General features: G+C 72.6%; 21 protein-coding genes. 14 read left to right on the forward strand and 7 right to left on the reverse strand.

What is annotated here, in order from left to right:
- Nucleotides 1–26: 26 nt before the first annotated feature.
- The 3 genes from Nocox_RS43685 to Nocox_RS11930 form a co-directional block, all read right to left on the reverse strand.
- A complete protein-coding gene (locus Nocox_RS43685) occupies nt 27–155 on the reverse strand; it encodes a hypothetical protein (protein WP_020545953.1) in 129 nt (42 codons plus the stop codon).
- A gap of 171 nt (nt 156–326) precedes the next feature.
- Nucleotides 327–1,538 (reverse strand): metal-dependent hydrolase family protein, encoded by a 1,212-nt coding sequence (locus Nocox_RS11925; protein WP_020545954.1) that lies wholly within the window; start codon nt 1,536–1,538, stop codon nt 327–329.
- Entirely contained in the window at nt 1,535–1,960 is a 426-nt protein-coding gene (locus Nocox_RS11930; RefSeq protein ID WP_020545955.1) for a GAF domain-containing protein, read from the reverse strand. Before Nocox_RS11930 ends, Nocox_RS11925 begins: the two co-directional genes overlap by 4 nt.
- 133 nt (nt 1,961–2,093) lie before the next feature.
- Here Nocox_RS11930 and Nocox_RS11935 point away from each other — a divergent pair, with 133 nt between their 5' ends.
- On the forward strand, nt 2,094–3,026 hold the full coding sequence (locus Nocox_RS11935; protein WP_020545956.1) for a MurR/RpiR family transcriptional regulator: 933 nt from the start codon (nt 2,094–2,096) through the stop codon (nt 3,024–3,026).
- Nucleotides 3,027–3,039: 13 nt separating this feature from the next.
- Here Nocox_RS11935 and Nocox_RS11940 read toward each other — a convergent pair whose 3' ends face one another.
- Nucleotides 3,040–3,573 carry a hypothetical protein gene (locus tag Nocox_RS11940; RefSeq protein WP_020545957.1) on the reverse strand — a complete coding sequence of 178 codons (534 nt, stop codon included), beginning with the start codon at nt 3,571–3,573 and terminating at the stop codon, nt 3,040–3,042.
- Nucleotides 3,574–3,743: 170 nt separating this feature from the next.
- Here Nocox_RS11940 and Nocox_RS11945 point away from each other — a divergent pair, with 170 nt between their 5' ends.
- The 7 genes from Nocox_RS11945 to Nocox_RS11975 all read left to right on the forward strand — a co-directional run bounded on the left by Nocox_RS11945 (nt 3,744) and on the right by Nocox_RS11975 (nt 10,500).
- On the forward strand, nt 3,744–4,394 hold the full coding sequence (locus Nocox_RS11945; RefSeq protein ID WP_020545958.1) for an RNA polymerase sigma factor: 651 nt from the start codon (nt 3,744–3,746) through the stop codon (nt 4,392–4,394).
- A 12-nt stretch (nt 4,395–4,406) separates the two neighbouring features.
- Nucleotides 4,407–4,679: an anti-sigma factor family protein gene (locus Nocox_RS11950; protein WP_051112710.1), complete on the forward strand. Its 273-nt coding sequence runs from the start codon at nt 4,407–4,409 to the stop codon at nt 4,677–4,679.
- A gap of 202 nt (nt 4,680–4,881) precedes the next feature.
- The gene (gene egtA, locus Nocox_RS11955) at nt 4,882–6,084 is read left to right on the forward strand and encodes an ergothioneine biosynthesis glutamate--cysteine ligase EgtA (RefSeq protein ID WP_020545960.1); all 1,203 of its coding nucleotides are present in this window, start codon (nt 4,882–4,884) and stop codon (nt 6,082–6,084) included.
- Nucleotides 6,081–7,385, forward strand: a complete 1,305-nt coding sequence (gene egtB, locus Nocox_RS11960; RefSeq protein ID WP_020545961.1) for an ergothioneine biosynthesis protein EgtB — start codon at nt 6,081–6,083, stop codon at nt 7,383–7,385. The genes egtA and egtB overlap by 4 nt, the downstream gene beginning before the upstream one ends.
- Nucleotides 7,385–8,251: a class II glutamine amidotransferase domain-containing protein gene (locus Nocox_RS11965; RefSeq protein WP_020545962.1), complete on the forward strand. Its 867-nt coding sequence runs from the start codon at nt 7,385–7,387 to the stop codon at nt 8,249–8,251. The genes egtB and Nocox_RS11965 overlap by 1 nt, the downstream gene beginning before the upstream one ends.
- 27 nt (nt 8,252–8,278) lie before the next feature.
- On the forward strand, nt 8,279–9,259 hold the full coding sequence (gene egtD, locus Nocox_RS11970) for an L-histidine N(alpha)-methyltransferase (RefSeq protein WP_020545963.1): 981 nt from the start codon (nt 8,279–8,281) through the stop codon (nt 9,257–9,259).
- Complete coding sequence (locus Nocox_RS11975; protein ID WP_020545964.1) at nt 9,256–10,500, forward strand: aminotransferase class V-fold PLP-dependent enzyme; 1,245 nt, start codon at nt 9,256–9,258, stop codon at nt 10,498–10,500. Before egtD ends, Nocox_RS11975 begins: the two co-directional genes overlap by 4 nt.
- Nucleotides 10,501–10,801: 301 nt before the next feature.
- On the opposite strand, the gene Nocox_RS11980 is transcribed toward Nocox_RS11975, so the two are convergent.
- On the reverse strand, nt 10,802–12,430 hold the full coding sequence (locus tag Nocox_RS11980) for a hypothetical protein (RefSeq protein WP_026214922.1): 1,629 nt from the start codon (nt 12,428–12,430) through the stop codon (nt 10,802–10,804).
- A gap of 296 nt (nt 12,431–12,726) precedes the next feature.
- On the opposite strand from Nocox_RS11980, the gene Nocox_RS11985 reads away from it, so the two are divergent.
- Together Nocox_RS11985 and Nocox_RS11990 are read left to right on the forward strand one after the other, a co-directional pair.
- Nucleotides 12,727–13,569 (forward strand): amidohydrolase family protein, encoded by an 843-nt coding sequence (locus Nocox_RS11985; protein WP_020545966.1) that lies wholly within the window; start codon nt 12,727–12,729, stop codon nt 13,567–13,569.
- A 130-nt stretch (nt 13,570–13,699) separates the two neighbouring features.
- Nucleotides 13,700–14,239, forward strand: a complete 540-nt coding sequence (locus tag Nocox_RS11990; protein WP_020545967.1) for a DoxX family membrane protein — start codon at nt 13,700–13,702, stop codon at nt 14,237–14,239.
- A 212-nt stretch (nt 14,240–14,451) separates the two neighbouring features.
- Here the strand turns inward: Nocox_RS11990 and Nocox_RS11995 are convergent, their stop codons facing one another.
- Both Nocox_RS11995 and Nocox_RS12000 read right to left on the reverse strand, forming a co-directional pair.
- A complete protein-coding gene (locus Nocox_RS11995; protein WP_020545968.1) occupies nt 14,452–15,198 on the reverse strand; it encodes a sigma 54 modulation/S30EA ribosomal C-terminal domain-containing protein in 747 nt (248 codons plus the stop codon).
- A 134-nt stretch (nt 15,199–15,332) separates the two neighbouring features.
- On the reverse strand, nt 15,333–15,755 hold the full coding sequence (locus Nocox_RS12000; protein WP_020545969.1) for a pyridoxamine 5'-phosphate oxidase family protein: 423 nt from the start codon (nt 15,753–15,755) through the stop codon (nt 15,333–15,335).
- A 521-nt stretch (nt 15,756–16,276) separates the two neighbouring features.
- Between Nocox_RS12000 and Nocox_RS12005 the strand changes: the two genes are divergently transcribed.
- Genes Nocox_RS12005 through Nocox_RS12020 form a run of 4 tightly spaced genes read left to right on the forward strand, consistent with a single transcriptional unit; the run spans nt 16,277 to nt 21,882 of the window.
- The gene (locus Nocox_RS12005; protein ID WP_020545970.1) at nt 16,277–17,254 is read left to right on the forward strand and encodes an ABC transporter permease; all 978 of its coding nucleotides are present in this window, start codon (nt 16,277–16,279) and stop codon (nt 17,252–17,254) included.
- A gap of 1 nt (nt 17,255) precedes the next feature.
- Nucleotides 17,256–18,098: an ABC transporter permease gene (locus Nocox_RS12010; protein WP_020545971.1), complete on the forward strand. Its 843-nt coding sequence runs from the start codon at nt 17,256–17,258 to the stop codon at nt 18,096–18,098.
- The gene (locus tag Nocox_RS12015) at nt 18,095–20,173 is read left to right on the forward strand and encodes a dipeptide ABC transporter ATP-binding protein (protein ID WP_020545972.1); all 2,079 of its coding nucleotides are present in this window, start codon (nt 18,095–18,097) and stop codon (nt 20,171–20,173) included. Before Nocox_RS12010 ends, Nocox_RS12015 begins: the two co-directional genes overlap by 4 nt.
- Nucleotides 20,170–21,882: an ABC transporter family substrate-binding protein gene (locus Nocox_RS12020; protein ID WP_020545973.1), complete on the forward strand. Its 1,713-nt coding sequence runs from the start codon at nt 20,170–20,172 to the stop codon at nt 21,880–21,882. Before Nocox_RS12015 ends, Nocox_RS12020 begins: the two co-directional genes overlap by 4 nt.
- Nucleotides 21,883–21,902: the final 20 nt, after the last annotated feature.

The raw sequence follows: 21,902 nt of genomic DNA on the forward strand, positions 1-21,902 counted from the left end.
GCCGGCCACGGCGATGCCCGCCGAGATCAGGAAGATGTGGCCGGTGGCGTCGCGATGTTCAGCGTGCCGCTGCCGCTCGCGGCCGCCTTGGCCGGGTCGACGCCCATCTTGGCGAGGCCCTCGGCGATGCCGGTCGCGACCTGGTTGGCCAGCACGGCGGCACGTACCAGGCGGACAGCCGCAGGCCGTCGCGCGTGGTGAAGGAGACGTCGCGGGCGCCGGGGAGCACCGTGCCCGCCGGCGGCACCGGCCCGAGGCCGGGCAGGTGGATCAGCCGCCGCTGGGCCAGCCACAGCAGGCCCAGCAGCAGGAGCACGACCCGCCGGTCAGGCGACCACGTCGCCCGCCTGCACCACGTGGCGCAGGTGGCGGGCGGGCTCGGCCAGCACGCCGACGTCCTCCAGCGGGTCGGCGCCGAGCACCAGCAGGTCGGCGTGCGCGCCCACGGCCAGGGTGCCGATCTCGCCCGCCATTCCGACCAGCTCGGCCGCGCCCGTGGTCGCCGCCCGCAGCACGTCGAGCGGGCTCTGCACCTCCCGGCGCAGCCGGAACTCGTGGTTCTGGTGCCGCTGCATGCCGCCGAGCAGGTCCGTGCCGTAGACCAGTTTGACGCCGCCGCGCGCGGCCCGCTCCAGCGCGGTCAGCCCGGCCTCCAGCACCGCGTCCACCTTGTGCCAGCTCGTCGCCGACAGCCCGAACGCGCGGCCCTCCTCCTTCAGCGCCCAGTACGTCACCAGCGTCGGCACCAGGAACGCCTCCCGCTCCAGGAACAGCTCCACGCTGCGGTCGTCGATGAGGTTGCCGTGCTCGATCGAGCGCACCCCGGCCTCCAGCGCCCGGTTCACGGCGCGGGCGGTGTAGGCGTGGGCGGCCACGTACCGGTTGGCGGCCTCGGCCTCCTCGACGATCGCGCGCAGCTCCTCCATCGAGTACTGCGTCGAGTCGATGCGGTCGGTCGGCGAGGCCACGCCGCCGGAGGCCATGACCTTGACGTGGCTGGCGCCCTTGCGCAGCTCGTCGCGGGCGGCGGCGCGGACCGCGGCGACGCCGTCGGCGATGCGGCCGACGCCCGCGCAGCACGGGTGGTCGTCCGTCAGGTGCTCGCCCCGGCCGCGGAAGTCGGCGTGGCCGCCGGTCTGGCTCAGCGCCTTGCCGCAGAACAGCAGCCGCGGGCCCCGGATGAGCCCTTCCGCCTGCGCGTCGGCCAGCCCGAAGTCGGCGCCGGAGTTGTCGCGTACGGTGGTGAAGCCCCGGGCCAGCGTCTCGCCCATGATGCGGGCGGCGTGCGCGGTCACGTACGACGGGGACATCGCGGGCAGCGCGCCGAGGTCCGCGGTCAACGCCGTGACATGCACGTGGGCGTCGATGAGGCCCGGCACCACGTACGCGCCCGCGCCGTCGATCACCCGCGTCCCGTCGGGGGCGCGCAGGCCGGTGCCCGTCTCGGCGACGCGGCCGTCGGCGCAGCGCAGGTCGCCCTCGGCGTACTCGCCGGTCTCGACGTCGAGGACGCGGACGTTCCTCAGCAGCAGGCTCAACGGACGGCGTCCCGCAGGGCGGGGACGGCCAGCGGCGCCAGCTTCTCGGCCGCGGCGACGGACGCGTCGTCGTAGGCGCCCTCGGCGTCGAGCAGGTTGAGCACGCCGACGACCTCGTCGCCCTCCACCACCGGCACGTTGATGACCGCGCCGCAGCCCAGGCTCTCGATGAGGGCGTGGTCGGCGAAGATCCCGCGCACCGCGGCCCGGTCCGGCCCGAGGTACGGCCTGCGCCCCTCGATGCACGTGGCCAGCCAGCCCTGGGAGATCTCCACGCTCTTCTCCCCGCCCACCGGGTACTGCTCGGGGTGGCTGGTGTGCACCCGGCGCAGCGCCTGCCGCTCGGGTATCCAGGCCAGCACCGTGAACAGCCGCACGCCGACCTCGTCGCGCACGCGCTCCTGCAGCTCCTCGAACGTCATCCCGTCGCCTCCTTGTCGATCGCGCAGCAATTTATAGTGCATAACAGTGCAATTGCAATGGTCTTTGCAGATTGCTCGCGGGCGGAGGGCGTAGCATGATCGGCGGATCTGGAGGCCGGGGAAGAGGGAACTCGTGAGCGAGCGCGCCACCGACGATCTCGAAGGCTGGCTGCGGAGCCGCACCCCGGAGCGCGGGCTGCGCGGCAAGTCGGCCGCGGTGCTGGAGCTGCTGCTGTCGCAGCCGCGGCGGGCCTCGTACGGGTCGGCGGGGGAGCTCGCCCAGCTCGCCGGCGTCAACGTCGCCACCGTGACCCGCACCGCGCAGGCGCTCGGTTTCGCCGGCTGGCCCGCCCTGCAACAGGAGCTGCGCGCCCGCTACCTGTCCTCGCTCAGCGCCGGCCAGGTCGCCGCCGAGCACCGTGCCGGCCAGGTCACGGCCGAGCACCGCGTCGGCCAGGTTGCCGCCGAGCCCCGCGGCACCGGCTCGCCCGGCACGCGCTCGCTCCGCCGCGACCTCGACAACCTCGCCGTGCTCAACCGGCGGCTCGACGAGCGCGTGCTGGCCACGATCGCCGAGGCCGTCGCCGCCGCCCGGAGCACCACGATCGTCGCCGACGGCAGCTACGCCGCCGTCGGCCTGGCGCTCGCGCACAACGCCCGGCTCGCCGGCTACCCCGTGCGGGCCGTCACCGCCGGCTCCGAGCTGGCCAACGCCATGGCCGCCGTCGGCGAGGGCGACGTGCTCATCGCCGTCAGCTTCTGGCGGCTGTACGAGAACACGATCCTGGCCGCCAACGAGGCGCGGGCGCGCGGGGCGCGCGTCTTCGCCGTGACGGACGCGGCCAGCCCGGCACTGGCGGCCGCGGCCGAGGAGGTGGTGCTGGTGCCGGCCGAGGGGGAGGCGTTCTTCCCGTCGCTGACCGCCGGCATCGCCGTGGCGCAGGCGCTGGTCACCCAGCTCGCGGCGGTGGACCCGGCACGTACGGGGGCGGCGATCGAGGCCGCGGAATCCATGTGGACCCGCTTCGGCCTCCTCCACCGCCACCCGGCCCCGCCCGCCCTTTGACGCGGCGACGGGGTCAGAGCCAACTGGCGCGGAGGCTGGCGGCGGTGGTGGCCTCGTCGGGGGCGGCGGTGGCGCGGACGCGGTCCAGGAGCCGTCCGACGACCTCGACGATCTCCGGGGCACGTTCGCGCAGGCCGGTCACGTCGGCCGGGGTCGCCTCGCCCGGGTCGGCGCCGACCTCCTTCAGCACGCCCTCCAGGTCGGTCAGCCGCTCGGCGAGCCACTTCAGCGGTTCGCCCGACAGCGCGTGGTCGAACACGCGCCGGCCCGGCTCCCAGCCGTTCATGCCCGGGTGGTGGTGGGTGCGGTCGAAGCTGCCGGGCGTGCCGGACACCGACTCCAGCAGGTCCACGCGCCACAGCGGGCGCTCGACGGTGATCGGCCGCGCCGAGTAGATGGAGCCCTTGAGCTCGCTCTGTTCGAGCCGGCGCAGCTCCAGGCGTACGCCGCGCTCGGCGCCCTCCTGGCCCCGCTCCGGGTTGGGATCGACGAAGTAGATGTCACTCACGGCCACGCCGATCTGTTCGAAGCCGAACAGGTAGAGCATGGGGAACCACTTCCTTCGCAGATGGCAGGTAGGACGCCTCCCGCTCAACGTAACCCGGCGCGCCCGGCCCGGCCAGCCGGGGACGTGGTCGGCTGAGCGACCCCTCGGTGCGATCTTCGGCGGCCGGATGTGATGATGACGAAGAGCGTCGGAACGGGGAGGAAACGATCGTGGCGTCTTTCGCGGGCGGCGCGCTGCCCCCGGACCACGTCATCGTCACGGCCCTGCGGGCGGGCGACGAGGCGATGTTCGCCGCGTTGCTCGACACCTGGTCGCGGGGCATGCTGCGGGTCGCCCGATCCTACGTCTCCACGGACGACTCGGCCGAGGAGGTCGTGCAGGACACCTGGCTGGCGGTGATCGGCGCGATCGACGACTTCGAGGGCCGCTCGTCGGTGCGTACGTGGGTCTACCGGATCCTGGTCAACGCCGCGAAGAAGCGCGGCCTGCGGGAGAGCCGTACGCTGCCGTGGAGCGCGCTCGAATCCGACGGCGGGCGGGGCGTGGACCCGTCGCGTTTCCACGGCGTGGACGCCGGCCTGCCGGGGAGCTGGAAGGTGCCGCCCGCGGCCTGGCCGACGCCGGAGAACCAGGCGCTCGCCGCCGAGGCGCGCGGCATCATCGCCGAGGCGCTGGCCGAGCTGCCGCCCCGGCAGCGCATCGTGATCACGCTGCGCGACGTGGAGGGGTGCACGTCCGAGGAGGTTTGCGACATCCTGGACATCTCGCCGGCCAATCAGCGGGTGCTGCTGCACCGCGCCCGGTCAGTGGTCCGGGACCGGCTGGAGGGCTACTTCCGGTCGGTGATGGCGGCAGAATAGGTGAAACGGTTCATGGGCACAGAGGGTAAGGCGGGCAGCGTCGTGAAGCGGTTCACATGCGGCGAACTGGTCGAGGTCGTCACCGCCTACCTCGACGACGCGCTCGACGAGCCCGGCCGCGCCGCCGTCGAGGACCATCTCGCCGGCTGCGCCGACTGCGGCCGCTACCTCGACCAGTACCGCGCCACCGTGCGCGCTCTCGCCGACCAGCCGCGGGAGCAGCTCTCGCGGCCCGTCCGCGACCGGTTAACGGCGGCCTTCAAGGCCCGGCGCCCGTCGGCCTGAGACTTCCGGGAGGTCGTCTGTAACGTTCGCGTGGCTCGCGGATCTGTAGCTCCATGCGCCATGCGAGGGGAGCCCGATGACCGCCAGGCCCGCCGCACGCTCACGCCTGCCCGCGATCCCGCCCCTGCCCGCGCCCCTGCCCGGGGACCCGCCGGGGGACCCGCCCGCGGATCCGCCAGGGGACCCGACGTCTTTCGCGGGAGTGGCCGAGTTCGCCCGCGACTGCTTCCGTGACCCCGCTCGGGACGGCGGAGGCGGGCGGCTGGGTGTCGAGCTGGAGTTCCTCGTGCACGACCGGGCCGCGCCGGAGCGGCACGTCCCCATCGACGAGATCGCGCGGGCCCTGCCCCCGCTGCCCGGCGGGAGCCAGGTGACGTTCGAGCCCGGCGGCCAGCTCGAACTCTCCGGACCCGCGGCCCCGCTGGCGGAGGCCGTCGCCGCGATGGCCGGCGACCTCGGCCTGGCCCGCCGGGCGCTCGCCGGCGCCGGGCTCGCCCCGGCCGGAGTGGGCCTCGACCCGGTGCGCCCGCCCCGCCGCCAGCTCCGCCTGCCGCGCTACGACGCGATGGCCGAGTTCCTCGGCGGCCCCTACGGCCCGCTGATGATGTGCTCGACCGCCTCTGTCCAGGTCAACCTGGACCTGGGGGAGCGGCCCGGCGTTCGGTGGGAGCGGGCGCACCTGCTCGGCCCCGTGCTCGTCGCCGCCTTCGCCAACTCCCCGCTCGCCGGAGGCCGCCCCTGCGGCTGGATGTCCGGCCGCCAGGCCGTCTGGGAACGCCTCGACCCCACCCGTACGGCCCCCGTCCCCGCCACCGCCGACCCCGCCGAGGACTGGGCGGGCTACCTGCTCGACGCCCGCCTCATGCTGGTACGGGACGGCGCGGACCGCTGCCGCCCGGCCCGCGGCGGCGTCACCTTCCGCGACTGGCTCGCCGGCCGCCCCGGTACGCCCGGCCGGCCGCCCACCCTCGGCGACCTGGCCTACCACGCCACCACCGTGTTCCCGCCGGTCCGGCCGCGTGGCTGGCTGGAGCTGCGCTACCTCGACGCCCAGCGGCCGGACGCCTGGCCGGTCTGCGTGGCGGTCACGTACGCGCTGATCATGGACGACCGCGCCGCCGACGCCGCACTCCAGGCCGCCGAGCCGTGCCGCGACCTCTGGAGCGAGGCCGCCCGCCGCGGCCTCGCCGCGCCCCCGCTGGCCCGCGCCGCGGAGGCGTGCTTCCGCGCCGCGCTGGAGGCGCTGCCCCGCCTCGGCGCGGGCCCCGTACTGACCGGCGAGGTGGCGGCGTTCGCCGACCGGTACGTGAGCCGGGGCCGCTCGCCGGCCGCCGACCTGATCGAGACGGTGACACGAGGACCGGGCCACCCGCCGGCCTGGCTGACCGAAGGGAAGGACGCATGACCGACCTCAAGGAACGCATCGCCGCCCAGCTCACCGCGGTGCGCGACCGGTCGCTCACCTACACCGCCGCCGAGGACGACCTGCTCGTCCACCAGCACTCGCCCCTCATGTCCCCGCTGGTGTGGGACCTCGCGCACGTCGGCAACTACGAGGAGCTGTGGGTGCTGCGGGCAGCCGCCGGGATCACCCCGTTGCGTCCCGAGATCGACGACATCTACGACGCGTTCAAGACCCCGCGCAGGGACCGCCCGTCCCTGCCGTTCCTGCCTCCGGCGGAGGCCCGCGACTACATCGGCGGCGTACGCGGGCGGGTGCTCGACGTGCTCGACGCCGTGGACCTCGCCGACCCGAGCCCGTTGCGCCGCGACGGGTTCGTGTTCGGGCTGGTCATCCAGCACGAGCACCAGCACGACGAGACCATGCTGGCCACGCTCCAGCTCGCCGGCCGGCCCGGTGTGGTCCGCGACGGCGACCTGCCGCCCGGCCGCCTTCCCGAGGGCCCCGAGGAGGTGTACGTGCCGGCGGGAGATTTCCTCATGGGCACCGACAGCCTGCCCTGGGCGTACGACAACGAGCGGCCCGCCCACCGGGTGGACCTGCCCGCGTACTGGATCGACCGGCTGCCCGTCGGCAACGCCGCCTACGCCGCGTTCATCGAGGACGGCGGCTACCACGACGCCCGCTGGTGGACGCCCGAGGGCTGGCGCTGGCGGCAGGAGAACGGCGTGTTCGCGCCGCTGTTCTGGACGAGGGACGGCGGCACGTGGTGGCGTACCCGCTTCGGGCGGCCCGAGCCGGTGCCGATGGACGAGCCCGTGCAGCACGTCTGCTGGTACGAAGCCGACGCCTACGCCCGCTGGGCAGGCAAACGGCTGCCGACCGAGGCCGAATGGGAGAAGGCCTGCGGCTGGGACGCCGCCGCCGGACGGGCCCGGCCGTACCCGTGGGGCGAGCAGGACCCGACACCCGAACTGGCCAACCTCGGCCACCGCGCCGCCCGGCCCGCGCCGCTCGGCGCCTACCCCGGCGGGGCGAGCCCGTACGGGGCCGAGCAGATGGTCGGCGACGTGTGGGAGTGGACCGCCACCTGGTTCGACGGCTATCCCGGCTTCCGCGCCTTCCCCTACCGGGAGTACAGCGAGGTGTTCTTCGGCGAGGAGTACCGGGTGCTGCGCGGCGGGTCGTGGGCGGCCGACCCGGCCGCCGTCCGCACCACGTTCCGCAACTGGGACTACCCGATCCGGCGGCAGATCTTCACCGGCTTCCGCTGCGCGCGGACCGCCTCGCCGGAGGAACGCTGATGTGCCGGCACGCCGCCTGGCTCGGCGCTCCCCGCACGCTCGCCGAGCTGATCCACGAACCCGAGCACGGGCTGCTCAGGCAGTCGTACGCGCCGCGGCGGCAACGCCACGGGACGGTCAACGCCGACGGCTTCGGCATGGGCTGGTACGACCCCGATCTCGGCCCCGATCCCTGCCTCGCCGCGCCCGAGCCGATCCGGTACCGCCGCTCGATCCCCATGTGGGCCGACGCCAACCTGCCCGGTCTCGCCCGGGTCGCCCGGTCCGGGTGCCTGCTGGCGGCCGTACGGTGTGCCACGGTCGGCATGCCGGTCGAGGAGAGCGCCACCGCGCCGTTCACGGAGGGGCGCTGGCTGCTCAGCCACAACGGGCGGGTCGACCGGGACGCGCTCCGCGACCTCGCCGAGGGCGCGGAGAGCGCCTGCGACAGCGCGTGGCTGGCGGCGGCCGTCTTCCGCCGCCTCCGCGCCGACTGCAGCCCCGCACCCGCCTCCGCGCCTTCCGCCTCCTCGCTTTCCGCCTCCGGGACGTCCGCCTCCGGGACGTCCGCCTCCGGGACGTCCGCCTCCGGGGCGTCCGCCTCCGGGACGTCCGCAGTCCCGGCCGGGGCCGCGCTGGGGGAGGCGCTGGCCGAGGTCGTGACCAGCGCCGCGGCCAAGGACCCCGACGCCCGGCTCAACCTGCTCGCCTGCGACGGCGTCACCCTCGCCGCGACCGCCTGGGGCGACACCCTGTTCCACCGGCCGCACCCGGACGGCGTCCTGGTGGCCAGCGAGCCGCTCTGCGACGGCCCCGGCTGGCAGGAGGTGCCCGACCGGAGCCTGCTGCTCGCCACCGCCGACGGCCTCCGCGTCCAGCCGCTCTGACGTCCGCTCACGCCCTTGGGAGATCTCGTGCCCGTCAGCCAGTCCACCGTCCAGCTCGTCAACCACCTCGACCGCGACTACCTGCGCCTGGCGCTCGAACAGGACGTACGCGCCGGCCTGGCCGCCACGCCCAAGTCGCTGCCGCCGAAATGGTTCTACGACGAGGCGGGCAGCGAGCTGTTCACCCGGATCACCCGGCTGCCCGAGTACTACCCGACCCGCCGCGAGCTGGCCATACTCCGCGCCGAGGCAGCCGGACTGGCCGCGGCGAGCGGCGCCGACACTCTCGTCGAGCTCGGCTCGGGCACCAGCGAGAAGACCGTGCTGCTCCTCGACGCGCTCCGCGAGGCGGGCACGCTGCGCACGTACACGCCGGTGGACGTGGACGCCGTCACCCTCCTGGCCGCGGCCCGCCGGCTCGCCGCCCGCTATCCCGGGCTCGCCGTACGGGCCGTGTGCGCCGACTTCGAACGCCACCTCGGCCTGCTGCCGCGTACCGGCCGCCGGATGGTCGCCTTCCTCGGCGGCACCATCGGCAACCTCGGCCCCGACGCCCGCCGCGCCTTCCTCAAGGAACTGCGCGGCAACCTGCGGCCCGGCGACACGTTCCTGCTGGGCGCGGACCTGGTGAAGGACAGGGACCGGCTGGTCGCGGCCTACGACGACGCGGCCGGGGTGACCGCCGCCTTCAACCGCAACGTGCTGCGGGTGCTCAACCGCGAGCTGGACGCCGCCTTCGACCCCGACGCCTTCGCCCACGTCGCCCTGTACGACGAACGCCACCAGTGGATCGAGATGCGCCTGCGGGCCACCCGCGCGATGCGCGTCCCCATCGCCGCGCTCGACCTGACCGTGGACTTCGCCGAGGGCGAGGAGCTGCGTACCGAGATCAGCGCCAAGTTCCGTCCGGCCGGGCTGCGGGCCGAGCTGGCCGCCGCCGGCTTCACGGTCCGCCGCTACCACACCGACCCGGCCGGCGACTTCGCCCTGCTCCTCGCCCAGGCATGACGCCCACGCCCACGACCGGCACAGCGCCCACCGGCACGGCCTGCACCGGCACGGCCTGCGCGGGGGCCTGCGCGGGGGTCTGCGCGGGAGGCAGGACGTGTGCGGGCACGGCATGGCGGGCGGCCCGCGCCGTCCTGCCTCCCGGGCACCTCGACGCGGCCGGCTGCAACGTACCCGCCGACCGCACGCTCGACGCCGTCGTCAACCAGCTCCACCTGGAGCGGGAACGCGGCGGCTACCCAGCGGAACCGGACCTCACCACCGCCCGCACGTCCCTGACCACCCTGACGATCGCTGCCCCGGCGCTGCCCTCCGGCGCGGTGGCCGGTGACGTCGCCTTTGCCGAGAGCGGGACCGCCGCCATGGCCGCGCTGCTCGGCGGCTGGCGGCTGCCGCCGGGCAGCCGCGTCGGCCACCTGCGCGCCGAGTACGGCAGCACGCTCATGCTCCTGCACCGCCTGGCCGCCGACCGCTCCTGGACCCTCGTCGAGCTGCCCGCCGACGCCGACGGCCGGCTGGACCTGGACGGCCTGCGCGGGCACCTGTCGGCGGGCCTGAGCCTGGTCACCGTGCCCCACCTCGCCTCCCACCACGGCGTCGTACAGCCCGCCGCCGCGATCGGCGCGCTGTGCCGGGCCGCCGGGGTCCCGCTGGTGCTGGACGCCTGCCAGTCGTTCGGCCACGTGGACGTCACCGGCGTCGGCGCCACCGCGTACGTCGGGACGTCCCGCAAGTGGCTCGCGGGCCCGCGCGGCGTCGGCTTCCTGATCGTCCCCGGCCTCACGCCCGCCATGGACGCCCCTTTCCCCGCCCTCCACGGCCACGCGGACGGTGTCCCGCTGCCGGGGGCCGTCCGTTACGAGGGCGCGGAGGCGGCGATGGCGGCCCGCGCCGGACTCGGCGCCGCCGTACGGGAGCACCTGGCGCTCGGCCCCGCCGCCGTCCAGGCCCACCTGGCCTGCCTGGGCCGGACCGCGCGCCGGACGCTCGACGGCGCGGGCGGCTGGCGCGTACGCGAACCGCTGGACGAGCCCTCCGCCCTCGTCACCCTCCGTCCGCCGCCCGGGGACTCGGCGGCGGACGCGAGGACCCGCGCCGCCCGCGCGGGCCTCCTCGTCTCCGTGGCCCCGGTGGCGAGGGCCCCGCTCGACCTCACCGAACCTGTCCTGCGCGTCTCCCCGCCCCCCGGCACGCCCCTGGAGACCCTGGCCGCCCTGGCCCGCGTCCTGTCCGAACGCTGACCCGCGTTCCGGCGGCCGGGGGCGGAGGCCGGCTCGGCGAGCCGCTCACGCAGCTCCCGTACGCCCCGCTCCACCGCCGGCGAGCGCCGTCCGCCCCCGGAACGCCGCTCCTTCACCAGCCGCGCGCACATGTCCAGGCCGTCGCGCCCGAGCGCGGGCGCGAAGTCCCGCACCGCCGCCACCTGGAGCAGGCCGGGGCCGTCGAGCCACATCCCCACCAGCCAGGCGGCCGGCTCCGGAGACTCCCGCCGCAGCCTCCGCCCACGTTCCGCGTTCACGGGGAACCCCGTGGAGTCGTGAGTCATTCGATGAGGTCGCAGAGGGCCGGGCCCATCTGGTCGCCCACCATGTGCAGGGCGGTCTCGGCCCGCGACGCGAGGACCAGCGGCGGGACCCTCGCGACGAGGTCGGCGTGCGCCAGCCGGTCGAGCGCGGCCCCCACGAGTGGCGCGGTGACGCGGAGGGCCGGCTGCAGCGCGACCCCGCCCGTCGAACCGCCGTGCAGGACGATGTTGCGGCTGCGGTAGAGGCGGCGCAGCGCGACCTCGACGTAGCGGCGTACCCGGCCGAGCACCTGCGCGGGGTCGGCGAGCAGCGCGTGCATCCTGGTGACCGCCGCGATGTCGCTCCGGCGGCGCCAGGAACGTTCCAACGGCAGGGAACGGCCCTGGACCAGCTCGGCGGCGATCAGGGTGGCGCGCTCGCGGTTGGAACCGCAGCGATCCAGACGTTCGGCCAGGTCGCCGTCGCTCACGTGCCGGATGCGGTGCGAGAGCGCGGTCAGCTCGGCCCGCGGCCATGAACAGGCCACGAGCGCCGCGGCGCGGCCGGCGGCGACGACCCGTTCGCGCTCGTCCGGATCGCGGGCCTCGGTCAGCAACGACTCCAGGGCGCTCCACCCGCCGGCGACGGCCGGAGCGAGGGGGCCGTGATTGAGCGCCGAGGCGATCTCCAGCGCGTCGTCCACCGCGCTGCGCCGCCGGTCATCGAGGCGCTGCGGCTGTGCGCCGACCACGTAGAGCTGCCGCTCGGCCGCCAGGGACAGAACCCGCGCGCCGCGCGCGGGCATCCGCAGCGGCATCGCCCGGCGCTGGTTCAGCACGACGGCGGTGTCGAAGGGGGACACCGAACCGGTGGCGGCGAAGCGGGCGCGGGCCTGGAGCCGTTCGACGACGTCCGAGACGATCTCCAGGGCGCGTTCGGCGTCCCGCGCCTCGACCTCGTAGGAGAGAGCGCCGATGATCGGAGCGGTGGTCTTCGTCCCCGCCTCGGCCAGGAGGTCGGCCGCCTCACGCCTGCCGACCCAGTTGGGGAGCCCGGCGGTCAGCTCCCGGCCGTGCAGGTCGGCGAACGGGACGACGATCTTCCAGGACGTCGGCGGCCGGGTCAGCAGGGCCGCGGCCTCGGTGATCAGGTCCACGGCCGACAGCCCGAGCCTGCCGTCGCGAAGCCAGCGGCTGAGGCCGTCCATGCTGTGTCCGCTGTCGAGCAGGTGGGAGGCGACCGCGCGGGCGACCTTCTCCGGCGGAGGCGGGTCCGCTCCGGCGACGCACGCCGCCCAGCGGTCGAGATAGCCGGGGCGGCCGACGTCGATCAGGTGGCGCAGCTTCCTGCGGCCGTCGCTCGCCACGGTCAACGTCGTACGCAGGCATTCCTGGAGCCGGCGGCGGAAGACCTTCGTGCCGAGCGCCGGGTCGTCGCCGAGCAGCCGCTCCAGCTCGTGCCGCTGCCAGTCGAGCGCCGCCTGCGACAGCACCCGCCGCTCCACCCAGCCGCCCGCCTCGTGCAACTCCTCCAGGGAGAGGAAGGCGCTGACGTCCCACAGGCGGAGTGTCCAGGGTGCCCTCTGGTTGCAGAAGTCCTGCAGACGAGCGGCGATATGGCGGGAGTAGGGGGAGGCGGAGTCGCGCCCATAAGGCGTGATCAGCATGCTGCGACCTCGAGGGTACGAAGGGGGAACCCGGTTGGGCTGAGCGCCAACCGACTACTCAAAGCATAAGGGTGTCGTACGCAGCGTGATTGAGGTAGCATGAAATTGCCGTCGAGGGCGGCGAAGACTACTCCGGGGCTTCGGCCCCCCAGAGGGCGTGATCATGTTGATCACGCCCTCTGTTTTTCCCGGCCCAAGGCACGAACGTAGGACGTATCTTCCCGCGAAGAGCGAAAACCCCTGGTAAGCCTCGCTCGCGCTGGCCCAGACATGGGACGTCTGTTACGTTGCCGCTCATGGACCGCATCGACGCGCACCACCACGTGTGGGATCTCGCCGCCCGGCCGCACGACTGGCTCGATCCGGAGCCGATGGCGCCCGTGCGGCGTACGTTCACGCTCGGCGACCTGGCCGGGCCGGCCGCCGCCGCGGGGGTGAGCCGTACGGTGCTCGTGCAGGTGCTGGCGGACCTGGACGAGACGCGCGAGTTCCTGGGCCTGGCCGCCGGTTCTGACCTGGTGGCGGGCGTGGTCGGATGGGTGGACCTGACCGCCCCCGACGTGGCCGGCACGCTCGCCGAGCTGCCGCCGGGGCTGGTGGGGGTGCGGCACGGCGTGCAGTCCGAGCCGGACCCCGCCTGGCTCGGCCGGCCGGACGTGCGGCGCGGTCTCGCCGCCGTCGAGGGCGCGGGGCTCGCCTACGACCTGCTCACGCTGCCGCACCAGCTTCCCGCCGCCATCGACACCGTACGGGCGCTGCCGGGGCTGACGTTCGTGCTGGACCACCTGTCGAAGCCGCCGATCGCCTCGGGCGAGCTGGAGCCGTGGCGGAGCCGGGTCAGGGAGCTGGCCGCGCTGCCCAACGTCTTCTGCAAGCTGTCCGGCATGGTGACCGAGGCCGACTGGACGGCGTGGAAGGTCGGGGACCTGCGGCCGTACGCGGAGGTCGTGCTGGAGGCGTTCGGGCCGGAGCGGGTGATGTTCGGCTCCGACTGGCCGGTCTGCCTGCTGGCCGCCGAGTACGCGCAGGTGGCGGAGGCCGCCGGCGAGCTGTGCGCGGCACTGACGGAGGGGGAGCGGGCCGAGGTCTTCGCGGGTTCCGCCCGCCGGGCGTACAAGCTGCCCCAGGCCGCTGGATGACCAAGGTCCCTGCCCAAGGTCCCCTGGGCTTCGGGCCCTAGTGCTCTGCGATCTCGGCGGCGGAAACGGTGTCATAGAGATGTCAGAGAGACACCGGTCCGAAAGGCCGGATCCCCCAGAGGAGCCCACGATGGCGACCATCTTCCACCCCCGCGCCGCTCACCCCGAAATCGTCGCCACCACCGACACCCCCGCCAAGAACCCCGTCCAGTACGTCTGGGCCGCCGCCCGCATCGCGATCGGCTGGGTCTTCCTCTGGGCCTTCCTGGACAAGACCTTCGGCTGGGGCTTCGCCACCCCGGCGGCCAAGGCCTGGGTCAACGGCGGCAGCCCCACCACCGGCTTCCTCAAGGGCACCGGCGAGAACGCCCTCGGCGGCTTCTTCAGCGCGCTGGCCGGACAGGTCTGGGTGGACTGGCTGTTCATGCTCGGCCTGCTCGGCATCGGCGCCGCGCTCGTCCTCGGCGTCGGCACCAGGATCGCGGCCGTCGCGGGAGCCCTGATGATGGCCCTCATGTGGGCGGCGGAGCTGCCCCTCACCACCAACCCGTTCATGGACGAGCACATCATCTACGCGATCGTCATGGCCGGTCTGGCCCTCGCCAACGCCGGCGCCACCCTCGGCCTCGGCAACCTGCGGATCGTCCGCGAGAACGCATGGCTCAAGTGACTCCCCGCCCCACCGGTGCCCGGCCCCTCGAAGGGGCCGGGCATCACTGCTGTCCGGGTACCGCGTGCGGGGGTCCCCGGGCGGGCTGACCAGGGCGGTGGGGAGGGCGGGGAGCTGTCCGGTGCTCAGGATCCGGCCGGCCGGACGAGAACTGCCCGGTGTGGGTGTCCACACCGGGCAGTGCTCGGTTGTGAGGGAGGCGCGCCTCCCGGTCAGGTGTGAAGGGTGGCGGTCAGGCCGTACGTGCCGTCCGCGCGGCGGTGGACGACCCGCCCGGCGCCGCTGCCGGCGTCGGCGAAGAACACGAACGGGAACCCGCCCAGCTCCAGTCGCTCGACGGCGGCGGCGACGGTCAGGCGGGGCGCGGGCTCCGTGGCGACCGAGATCGCCGCGCAGGTCGGCGGGGGCAGCTCGGGCCGCGGGTCGAGCCGCACCAGCCGGTAGCCGTCGCCGGTCCGGTGGACGAGGCAGTCCTGATCGGTCACGGGGTCGACGAAGAGCAGGAAGTCGTGGTCGAGCTGGTCCATCTCCACGACCGCCTCGTCGGGGACGGCGCGCACCGCCGACAGGATCCGGACGATCCGCGGCTCGGGGGCGCTCCGGACGGTCTGGGGCTTCTGGTGGTGGCGTCCCCGGCGGTTCTCCCAGTCGCGGGCGCTCTCCAGCAGCCGCGTACGCAGCCGGTCGCCGAGCAGGTGGATGGCGGCGCGCGTGGAGGTCGCGCCGGCCCGGGCCCTGATGAGCCGTCCCTGGACGTCCAGGACGGCCTCCGCCGTGCGGCGCTCCTCGGGGCCGGGCGCGCTGGCGAGCGTGATCCTCGCGCCGAGCACCGGCTCGTGCGCGAGGCGGGTCAGCTCGGCCACGGTCTGCCTGGCGCGCCTGACGTCACCGGGCCGGACCCCGCCACGGATCTTGATCTGCACGTCGGCGGGGTCGAGAGCGATGGGCCTGTGCCTCATGGGCGAGCACCTTCTTCGCGTTGATCGCGTTCGGTTGGTGCTACCACCCTCTGACCTCGGTGATCACCAGGCCAGGGACTTTCGTCCCGCCGGGGACGGGACCTTGGCCCCGCCGGGACGGCGGGGCGCGAACCTCAGGAGGCGTCGTCGACCGGGACCAGCTCGAAGCCGTTGACGATCTCCGGCTGGATGCTGATCACCTGGTCCATGCCGCCCTGTACCCACGGCTGGAGCAGCTCCTTGAACCGCTCCGCCTCCTCGGGGTCGGTCACCGGCCTGGCGATGCCGGTGACGATCACGCTCCAGCCCACCCGCTCGTACGGGTCCAGGTCGTCGGCCTCGAACGCGACCACGGCCGCGGCGGGCGCGACCTCCTTGCCCAGCACCGTGCCGGGGTTGGTGCGGATGACCACCCGGCCGTCGGCCACGACGTGGTTCACCGGGCGTACCGCGGGGAGTGCGTGCAGGGTGAAGACGACCCGTCCGAACGGTACGGACGCCAGCCGTCGCAGGGCCTCGGCCTCGGACAGTTCCTTGAGGTCGCGTGCCGTCGTCATCCGGAACCGCCCATCGAGTTACACATCACCCTTCCATCGTGCCGCCTCCCCTGGGACGCCAGGTAGGGACCAAAGACCCTTTCTGGACCCCCTCGCCGGCGCCGCCCCGCCCTCCGCGCGCGTCCGCTCCCGTGGGCCGGCGGCGTCGCGGGCGCGGAGGCGACGTGAGAGACCGCACATTCCCGGCCGTGACCCCATGACGTGGATCACTTTGGCGCCCGGCAATTCATGTCCGGATTCTGTGACACAACTCTCGCCCGACGCCCTTTGGGGCGCCGAATTTGTCGGTGTCTCCGCAGGTCAGAGGGGGTGTGGAGGGAGTGTCCAAGAAGTGTCACGATCTATTGTTGGTGATCTGACCGTTATGTGACCTAGTTTCTGACTGTTATATTTTTGGCCATATTCTGCGCCTTGATCGCCGTCTGCACGGTCAGTGTCATTTCCCGATGGCGGACGGCTTTACGTTGCGGAGGCGCCTCTCCACCCCGAGGTGCGCCCCCCGTCAGCGCGAACGGAGAGTAATGGGCAAGTACCTGCTACGCAGGTTGGCGATAAACGTGGTCCTGGTCGCCGTGGCGGCCAGTCTCGCGTACATGCTCGCCGCCAGCACGATGAGCCCTCGGGCCGCGTACCAGGGCCGCCAGCCTCCGATCCCCGAAGCGACGATCGACGCCACGCTCGACATGTACAACCTCAACGACAAGGTTCCCGTGCTCCAGCGCTACGCGACCTGGGCCACGGGCGTCCTGCAGGGGGACTTCGGCAAGACCTGGAACGGCGGCTCGGTCAACGACGAGATGGGCCGGCGGATCTTCGTCAGCCTCCGGCTGCTGCTGATCGGCACACTGGTCGGCTTCGCGGTGGGCATCGGGCTGGGAGCCATCTCAGCGGTGAAACAGTACAAGTTCACCGACCGGTTAATAGGCGTCTCCTCCTTCGTGGTGCTGGCGATCCCCGTCTTCGTGCTGGCGACCCTGCTCGCGATCGCGACGTACAACCTGAACCGCGGGCTCGGGTTCACGCTCATCGAGTACACCGGCGAGTACAACCCCCAGCTGACGGGCTGGGACCAGTTCCTCAACCGGCTGAACCACCTGATCCTGCCGACGATCTCGCTGAGCCTCGGCTCGATCGCCTTCTACAGCCGCATCCAGCGCAACATGATGCTCGACGTGCTCGGCCAGGACTTCGTCCGCACCGCGCGGGCCAAGGGCCTGCGCCGCAGGGCGGCGCTCACCAAGCACGCGCTGCGGACCGCGCTGATCCCGTCCGCGACGTACTTCGCCTTCGCGTTCGGGACGATGTTCACGGGAGCGACCTTCACCGAGAAGATCTTCGCCTGGCACGGCATGGGAGCCTGGCTGGTCGACGCGATCAACGCCCAGGACGTCAACTCCGTCGCCGCGGTGACCTTCTTCACCGCGATCTGTGTCCTGTTCGCCGCCTTCCTGTCGGACCTGCTGGTGGCGGCGCTCGACCCGAGGGTGCGGGTGAGCTGAGATGCGTTCCAAGGTCGTCCTGCGGCGCCTGATGGCCAACCGGCAGGCCCGCTACGGCTCCATCGCCCTGCTGCTGCTGGTGCTGGCCGCCTACATCGGCCCGTACTTCGGCGCGTACGCCTGGACGGAGAAGGACTTCCTGGCCTTCCTGTCGCCGCCCGACGCCGACCACTGGTGGGGCACCACCTCGATCGGCCAGGACATGTACGCGATCACGCTGCGCGGCATGCAGAAGTCGATCGTGATCGGCCTCCTGGTGGCGCTGATCTCGACGGGGCTGGCCGCGATCGTCGGCGCGTTCGCCGGATATTTCGGTGGATGGGCGGACAGGATCCTCATGTGGGGCGTGGACCTGCTCCTCGTCCTGCCCAGCTTCCTGATCATCGCCATCATCTCGCCGCGCCTCAAGGCGGGCGGCTCGTGGCTCTGGTTCGTCGTGCTGCTCGCGGCGTTCTCCTGGATGATCACCTCCCGGGTGGTGCGGAGCATGACGATCTCGCTCCGCGAGCGCGAGTACGTCCTGGCCGCCGTCTACATGGGCATCCCGCGCTGGAAGATCATCTTCCGGCACATCGTGCCCAACCTGTCCTCGCTGCTGATCATCGACGCGACGCTCAACGTCTCCTCGGCGATCATCGGTGAGGCGGCGCTGTCCTTCTTCGGCTTCGGCATCCAGCCACCGGACGTCTCGCTCGGCACGCTGATCGCGGCCGGCTCCGGCAACGCCACCGGCTACCCCTGGCTGTTCGCCTTCCCCGCGGGCGCGCTGGTGCTCCTCGTGCTCAGCGTGAACCTCATCGGCGACGGCCTGCGCGACGCCCTCGACCCCGGGAGCAACTCGTGAGCATCTTGGAGGTCAAGGACCTCACCGTCACCTTCCCCGGCGGCGTCCAGGCCGTGCGCGGGGTGTCGTACGAGGTCGAGCGCGGCGAGGTGCTCGGCATCGTCGGCGAGTCCGGCTCCGGCAAGTCGGTGACCTCGCTCGCGGTCATGGGCCTGCTCCCGCCGAACGCCGTGGTCAGCGGCTCGGCGAAGCTGCACGGCCGCGAGCTCATCGGCATGGACGACGACGAGCTGGTCAAGATCCGCGGCAAGGCCATCAGCATGATCTTCCAGGATCCGCTGTCGGCGTTCACGCCCGTCTACACGATCGGCGACCAGATCGCCGAGGCCGTGCGCATCCACCAGCGGATGCCGAAGGACAAGGCGGCCAAGCGGGCCGTCGAGCTGCTCGACCTGGTCGGCATCCCGCACCCGGACGTGCGCGCCAAGGCCTTCCCGCACGAGTTCTCCGGCGGCATGCGGCAGCGCGCGATGATCGCCATGGCCATCGCCAACGACCCCGACCTGCTCATCTGCGACGAGCCGACCACGGCGCTCGACGTCACCATCCAGGCCCAGGTGCTGGAGGTGCTGAAGACCGCGCAGCAGGAGACCGGCGCCGGCATCGTGATGATCACCCACGACCTCGGCGTCATCGCCGGCATGGCCGACCGGGTGCTCGTCATGTACGCGGGCCGGCCGGTCGAGCAGGGGCCGGTGGACGACCTCTACTACCGGCCGCGCATGCCGTACACGATGGGCCTGCTCGCCTCGATCCCGCGCGTGGACGGCGAGGAGGGGCCGCTGGTGCCGATCGAGGGCAACCCGCCCTCGCCGTCGGCGCTGCCGCCCGGCTGCCCGTTCGCGCCGCGCTGCCCCATGCGGGTGGACATGTGCGACGACGAGGAGCCGCCGCTCATCCCGTTCGGTCCGGGCGGCGGGCGCAGCGTGGCCTGCATCCGCTCCCACGAGATCGAGCACAAGGGCCTGACCGGCGCCGACGTGTTCCCCGTGCCGGTGATCCCGCCGAGCGAGGTGGTCCGGGTGCCGCGCGCCGAGCGCGCGACGGTCCTGGAGCTGGAGGACATGATCCGGCACTACCCGCTCATGAAGGGCGCGGTGATGAAGCGCCGGGTCGGAACGGTCTACGCCGTGGACGGCATCACCCTCGACATCGCCGAGGGCGAGACACTGGCCCTGGTCGGCGAGTCGGGCTGCGGCAAGACCACCACGCTGCAGCAGATCATGCAGCTCGCGCCGCCGGAGGGCGGCCGGGTCGTGGTGCTCGGCAAGGACAGCGCCAAGATCGACAAGGCCATGCGCCGGGAGCTCCGCCGCGACGTGCAGATCGTCTTCCAGGACCCGATGGCCGCGCTCGACCCGCGCATGCCGGTCCAGGACATCATCGCCGAGCCGCTGCGCGCCCACGGCCGCAAGGACGTGCGCGCCCGGGTCGCGGAGCTGCTGGAGCTGGTCGGGCTGTCGCCGGAGCACGCCGAGCGCTACCCGAACCAGTTCTCCGGAGGCCAGCGCCAGCGCATCGGCATCGCCCGCGCGCTCGCGCTGGAGCCGAAGCTGCTCGTCCTCGACGAGCCGGTCTCGGCACTCGACGTCTCCATCCAGGCGGGTGTCATCAACCTGCTGGAGGAGCTGAAGAACACCCTGGGGCTGTCGTACCTCTTCGTCGCCCACGACCTGGCCGTGGTCAGGCACCTGGCCGACCGGGTGGCCGTGATGTACCTCGGCAAGATCGCCGAGATCGGCACGGTCGAGGAGGTCTACGACCACCCCGCGCATCCCTACACGCAGGCGCTGCTGTCGGCGATTCCGCTTCCGGACCCCGAGAGGGAACGCACCCGGAAGCGGATTCTGCTCGAAGGCGACCTGCCCAGCCCGGCGAACCCGCCCACGGGTTGCCGGTTCCGCACCCGCTGCCCCAAGTTCGCCGGCCGGCTGAGCGAGGCCGAGCGGCAGCGGTGCGTGGACGAAGAGCCCTCGGTTGCTCGGTTGGCGAACGCCGTGGATCACGGCGCCGCCTGCCACTACGCGGAGGAGATCGAGGTCATCACGGCCTCGGACGATCAGGAGGAAAAGTGAAGGTTCGTTACCGGGCGTCCGCGGGGATCGCGGTTCTGGCCCTGGCCGTCGCGGCTTGTGGCGGGGGTGGCGGCGAGGCCAAGAAGCCGAGCGCCGAGCAGTCGCAGCAGGCTCAGGAGCAGATGTCGCAGACTCCGGCCATCAGCATCAACCCGGTGCCGTACGAGCAGGTCAAGGACGGCGGCACGCTGACCCTGGCCGTCGGCCAGTGGCCGACGCAGTGGAACGGCAACCACGTGGACGGCAACCAGGCCGACACGGCGGACATGCTCGACCCGATCATGCCTGAGCTGATGGTGGCGGACGAGGGCGCGCAGTGGACGCCGAACCCGAACTACGTGACCGACGTCAAGAACGACATGTCGTCCGGCAAGCAGGTCATCACCTACACGCTGAACGAGAAGGCGCAGTGGTCGGACGGCACGCCGATCACCTACAAGGACCTTCAGGCGCAGTGGAAGGCCAACAGCGGCAAGGACAAGAAGTTCAAGCCGGCCTCCACCGACGGCTGGGACAAGATCGAGTCGGTCGAGAAGGGCGACTCGGACAAGGTCGCGGTCATCACCTTCACCAAGCCCTACCCCGAGTGGCAGGGCCTGTTCACCCGCGCCACCGCATGGCTCTTCCCGGCCAAGCACATGGAGAGCGCGAAGGCGTACGAAGAGGACTACCTGCAGAAGATCCCGGTCACCGCGGGCCCCTTCAAGGTCGAGTCCATCAACGAGGGCACCAAGACGCTCACGCTCGTGCGTGACGACAAGTGGTGGGGCCAGAAGGCCAAGCTCGACAAGATCATCTTCCGTGGCATCGAGTCGCCGGAGGCGCAGGTCAACGCCTTCGCCAACGGCGAGATCGACGGCGTCGAGATCCCGTCCGGCGCCCCGGCCGAGCTGAAGCGCGCCAAGGAGGTCCCGAACGTGGACATCCGCAAGGCGCTCAGCCCGAACTGGCGGCACATCACGGTCAACAACCAGAGCACGAACCTGAAGGACAAGGTCGTCCGCCAGGCCATCGCGTACGGCATCAACCGTGACGTGATCACGCAGTCCGACCTCAAGGACATGGACTGGCCGCTGCAGACGCTCGGCAACCACGTCTTCATGAACAACCACAAGGGCTACGTCGACAACTCCGGCGACCTCGGCAAGTACAACCTGGAGAAGGCCAAGCAGCTCCTCGACCAGGCCGGCTGGAAGCAGGAGGGTGAGTACCGCAAGAAGGACGGCAAGGACCTCGAGCTGGCCTTCGTCATCCCCACCGGCACCCCGGTCTCGCAGTCCGAGGGCGAGCTGGTCCAGGCCATGCTGAAGGAAGCCGGCGTCAAGGTCAACATCCGTCCGGTCCCGGTCGACAAGTTCTTCACGGACTACATCATCAAGGGCGACTTCGACCTGGTGCCGTTCTCCTGGATCGGCACGCCGCTGCCCATCGGCAGCCTGTCCCAGATCTACAAGACGGGCTCCGAGAGCAACTTCCCCAAGGGCAGTGACCCGGCTCTCGACGCCGCCATCCAGGCCGCGGTGGACGAGATGGACCCGGCCAAGGCCATCGAGCTGGCCAACGCCGCGGACAAGCTCATCTGGGACATGGTGCACACGATTCCGCTGTACCAGCGCCCCGACATCCAGGCGACGAAGAAGACGCTGGCCAACTGGGGTGCCCGCGGCTACAAGACGCTGGACTACACGGCGATCGGCTTCACCGGCTGATCACGCTCGACCCCTGAAAC

Origin of the sequence: Nonomuraea coxensis DSM 45129 (assembly GCF_019397265.1) — a bacterium.
GTDB classification, from domain to species: Bacteria; Actinomycetota; Actinomycetes; order Streptosporangiales; family Streptosporangiaceae; genus Nonomuraea; species Nonomuraea coxensis.

Bases quoted from the DNA above. Each gene is read 5' to 3' on its own strand.
- Nocox_RS11985 (WP_020545966.1), top strand. From the start codon at position 12,727: ATGGACCGCATCGACGCGCACCACCACGTGTGGGATCTCGCCGCCCGG.
- Nocox_RS11930 (WP_020545955.1), bottom strand. From the start codon at position 1,960: ATGACGTTCGAGGAGCTGCAGGAGCGCGTGCGCGACGAGGTCGGCGTG.
- egtB (WP_020545961.1), top strand. From the start codon at position 6,081: ATGACCGACCTCAAGGAACGCATCGCCGCCCAGCTCACCGCGGTGCGC.
- Nocox_RS11975 (WP_020545964.1), top strand. From the start codon at position 9,256: ATGACGCCCACGCCCACGACCGGCACAGCGCCCACCGGCACGGCCTGC.
- Nocox_RS11990 (WP_020545967.1), top strand. From the start codon at position 13,700: ATGGCGACCATCTTCCACCCCCGCGCCGCTCACCCCGAAATCGTCGCC.
- Nocox_RS11965 (WP_020545962.1), top strand. From the start codon at position 7,385: ATGTGCCGGCACGCCGCCTGGCTCGGCGCTCCCCGCACGCTCGCCGAG.
- Nocox_RS11940 (WP_020545957.1), bottom strand. From the start codon at position 3,573: ATGCTCTACCTGTTCGGCTTCGAACAGATCGGCGTGGCCGTGAGTGAC.
- Nocox_RS12010 (WP_020545971.1), top strand. From the start codon at position 17,256: ATGCGTTCCAAGGTCGTCCTGCGGCGCCTGATGGCCAACCGGCAGGCC.
- Nocox_RS11980 (WP_026214922.1), bottom strand. From the start codon at position 12,430: ATGCTGATCACGCCTTATGGGCGCGACTCCGCCTCCCCCTACTCCCGC.
- Nocox_RS11995 (WP_020545968.1), bottom strand. From the start codon at position 15,198: ATGAGGCACAGGCCCATCGCTCTCGACCCCGCCGACGTGCAGATCAAG.
- Nocox_RS12000 (WP_020545969.1), bottom strand. From the start codon at position 15,755: ATGACGACGGCACGCGACCTCAAGGAACTGTCCGAGGCCGAGGCCCTG.
- Nocox_RS12005 (WP_020545970.1), top strand. From the start codon at position 16,277: ATGGGCAAGTACCTGCTACGCAGGTTGGCGATAAACGTGGTCCTGGTC.
- Nocox_RS11950 (WP_051112710.1), top strand. From the start codon at position 4,407: ATGGGCACAGAGGGTAAGGCGGGCAGCGTCGTGAAGCGGTTCACATGC.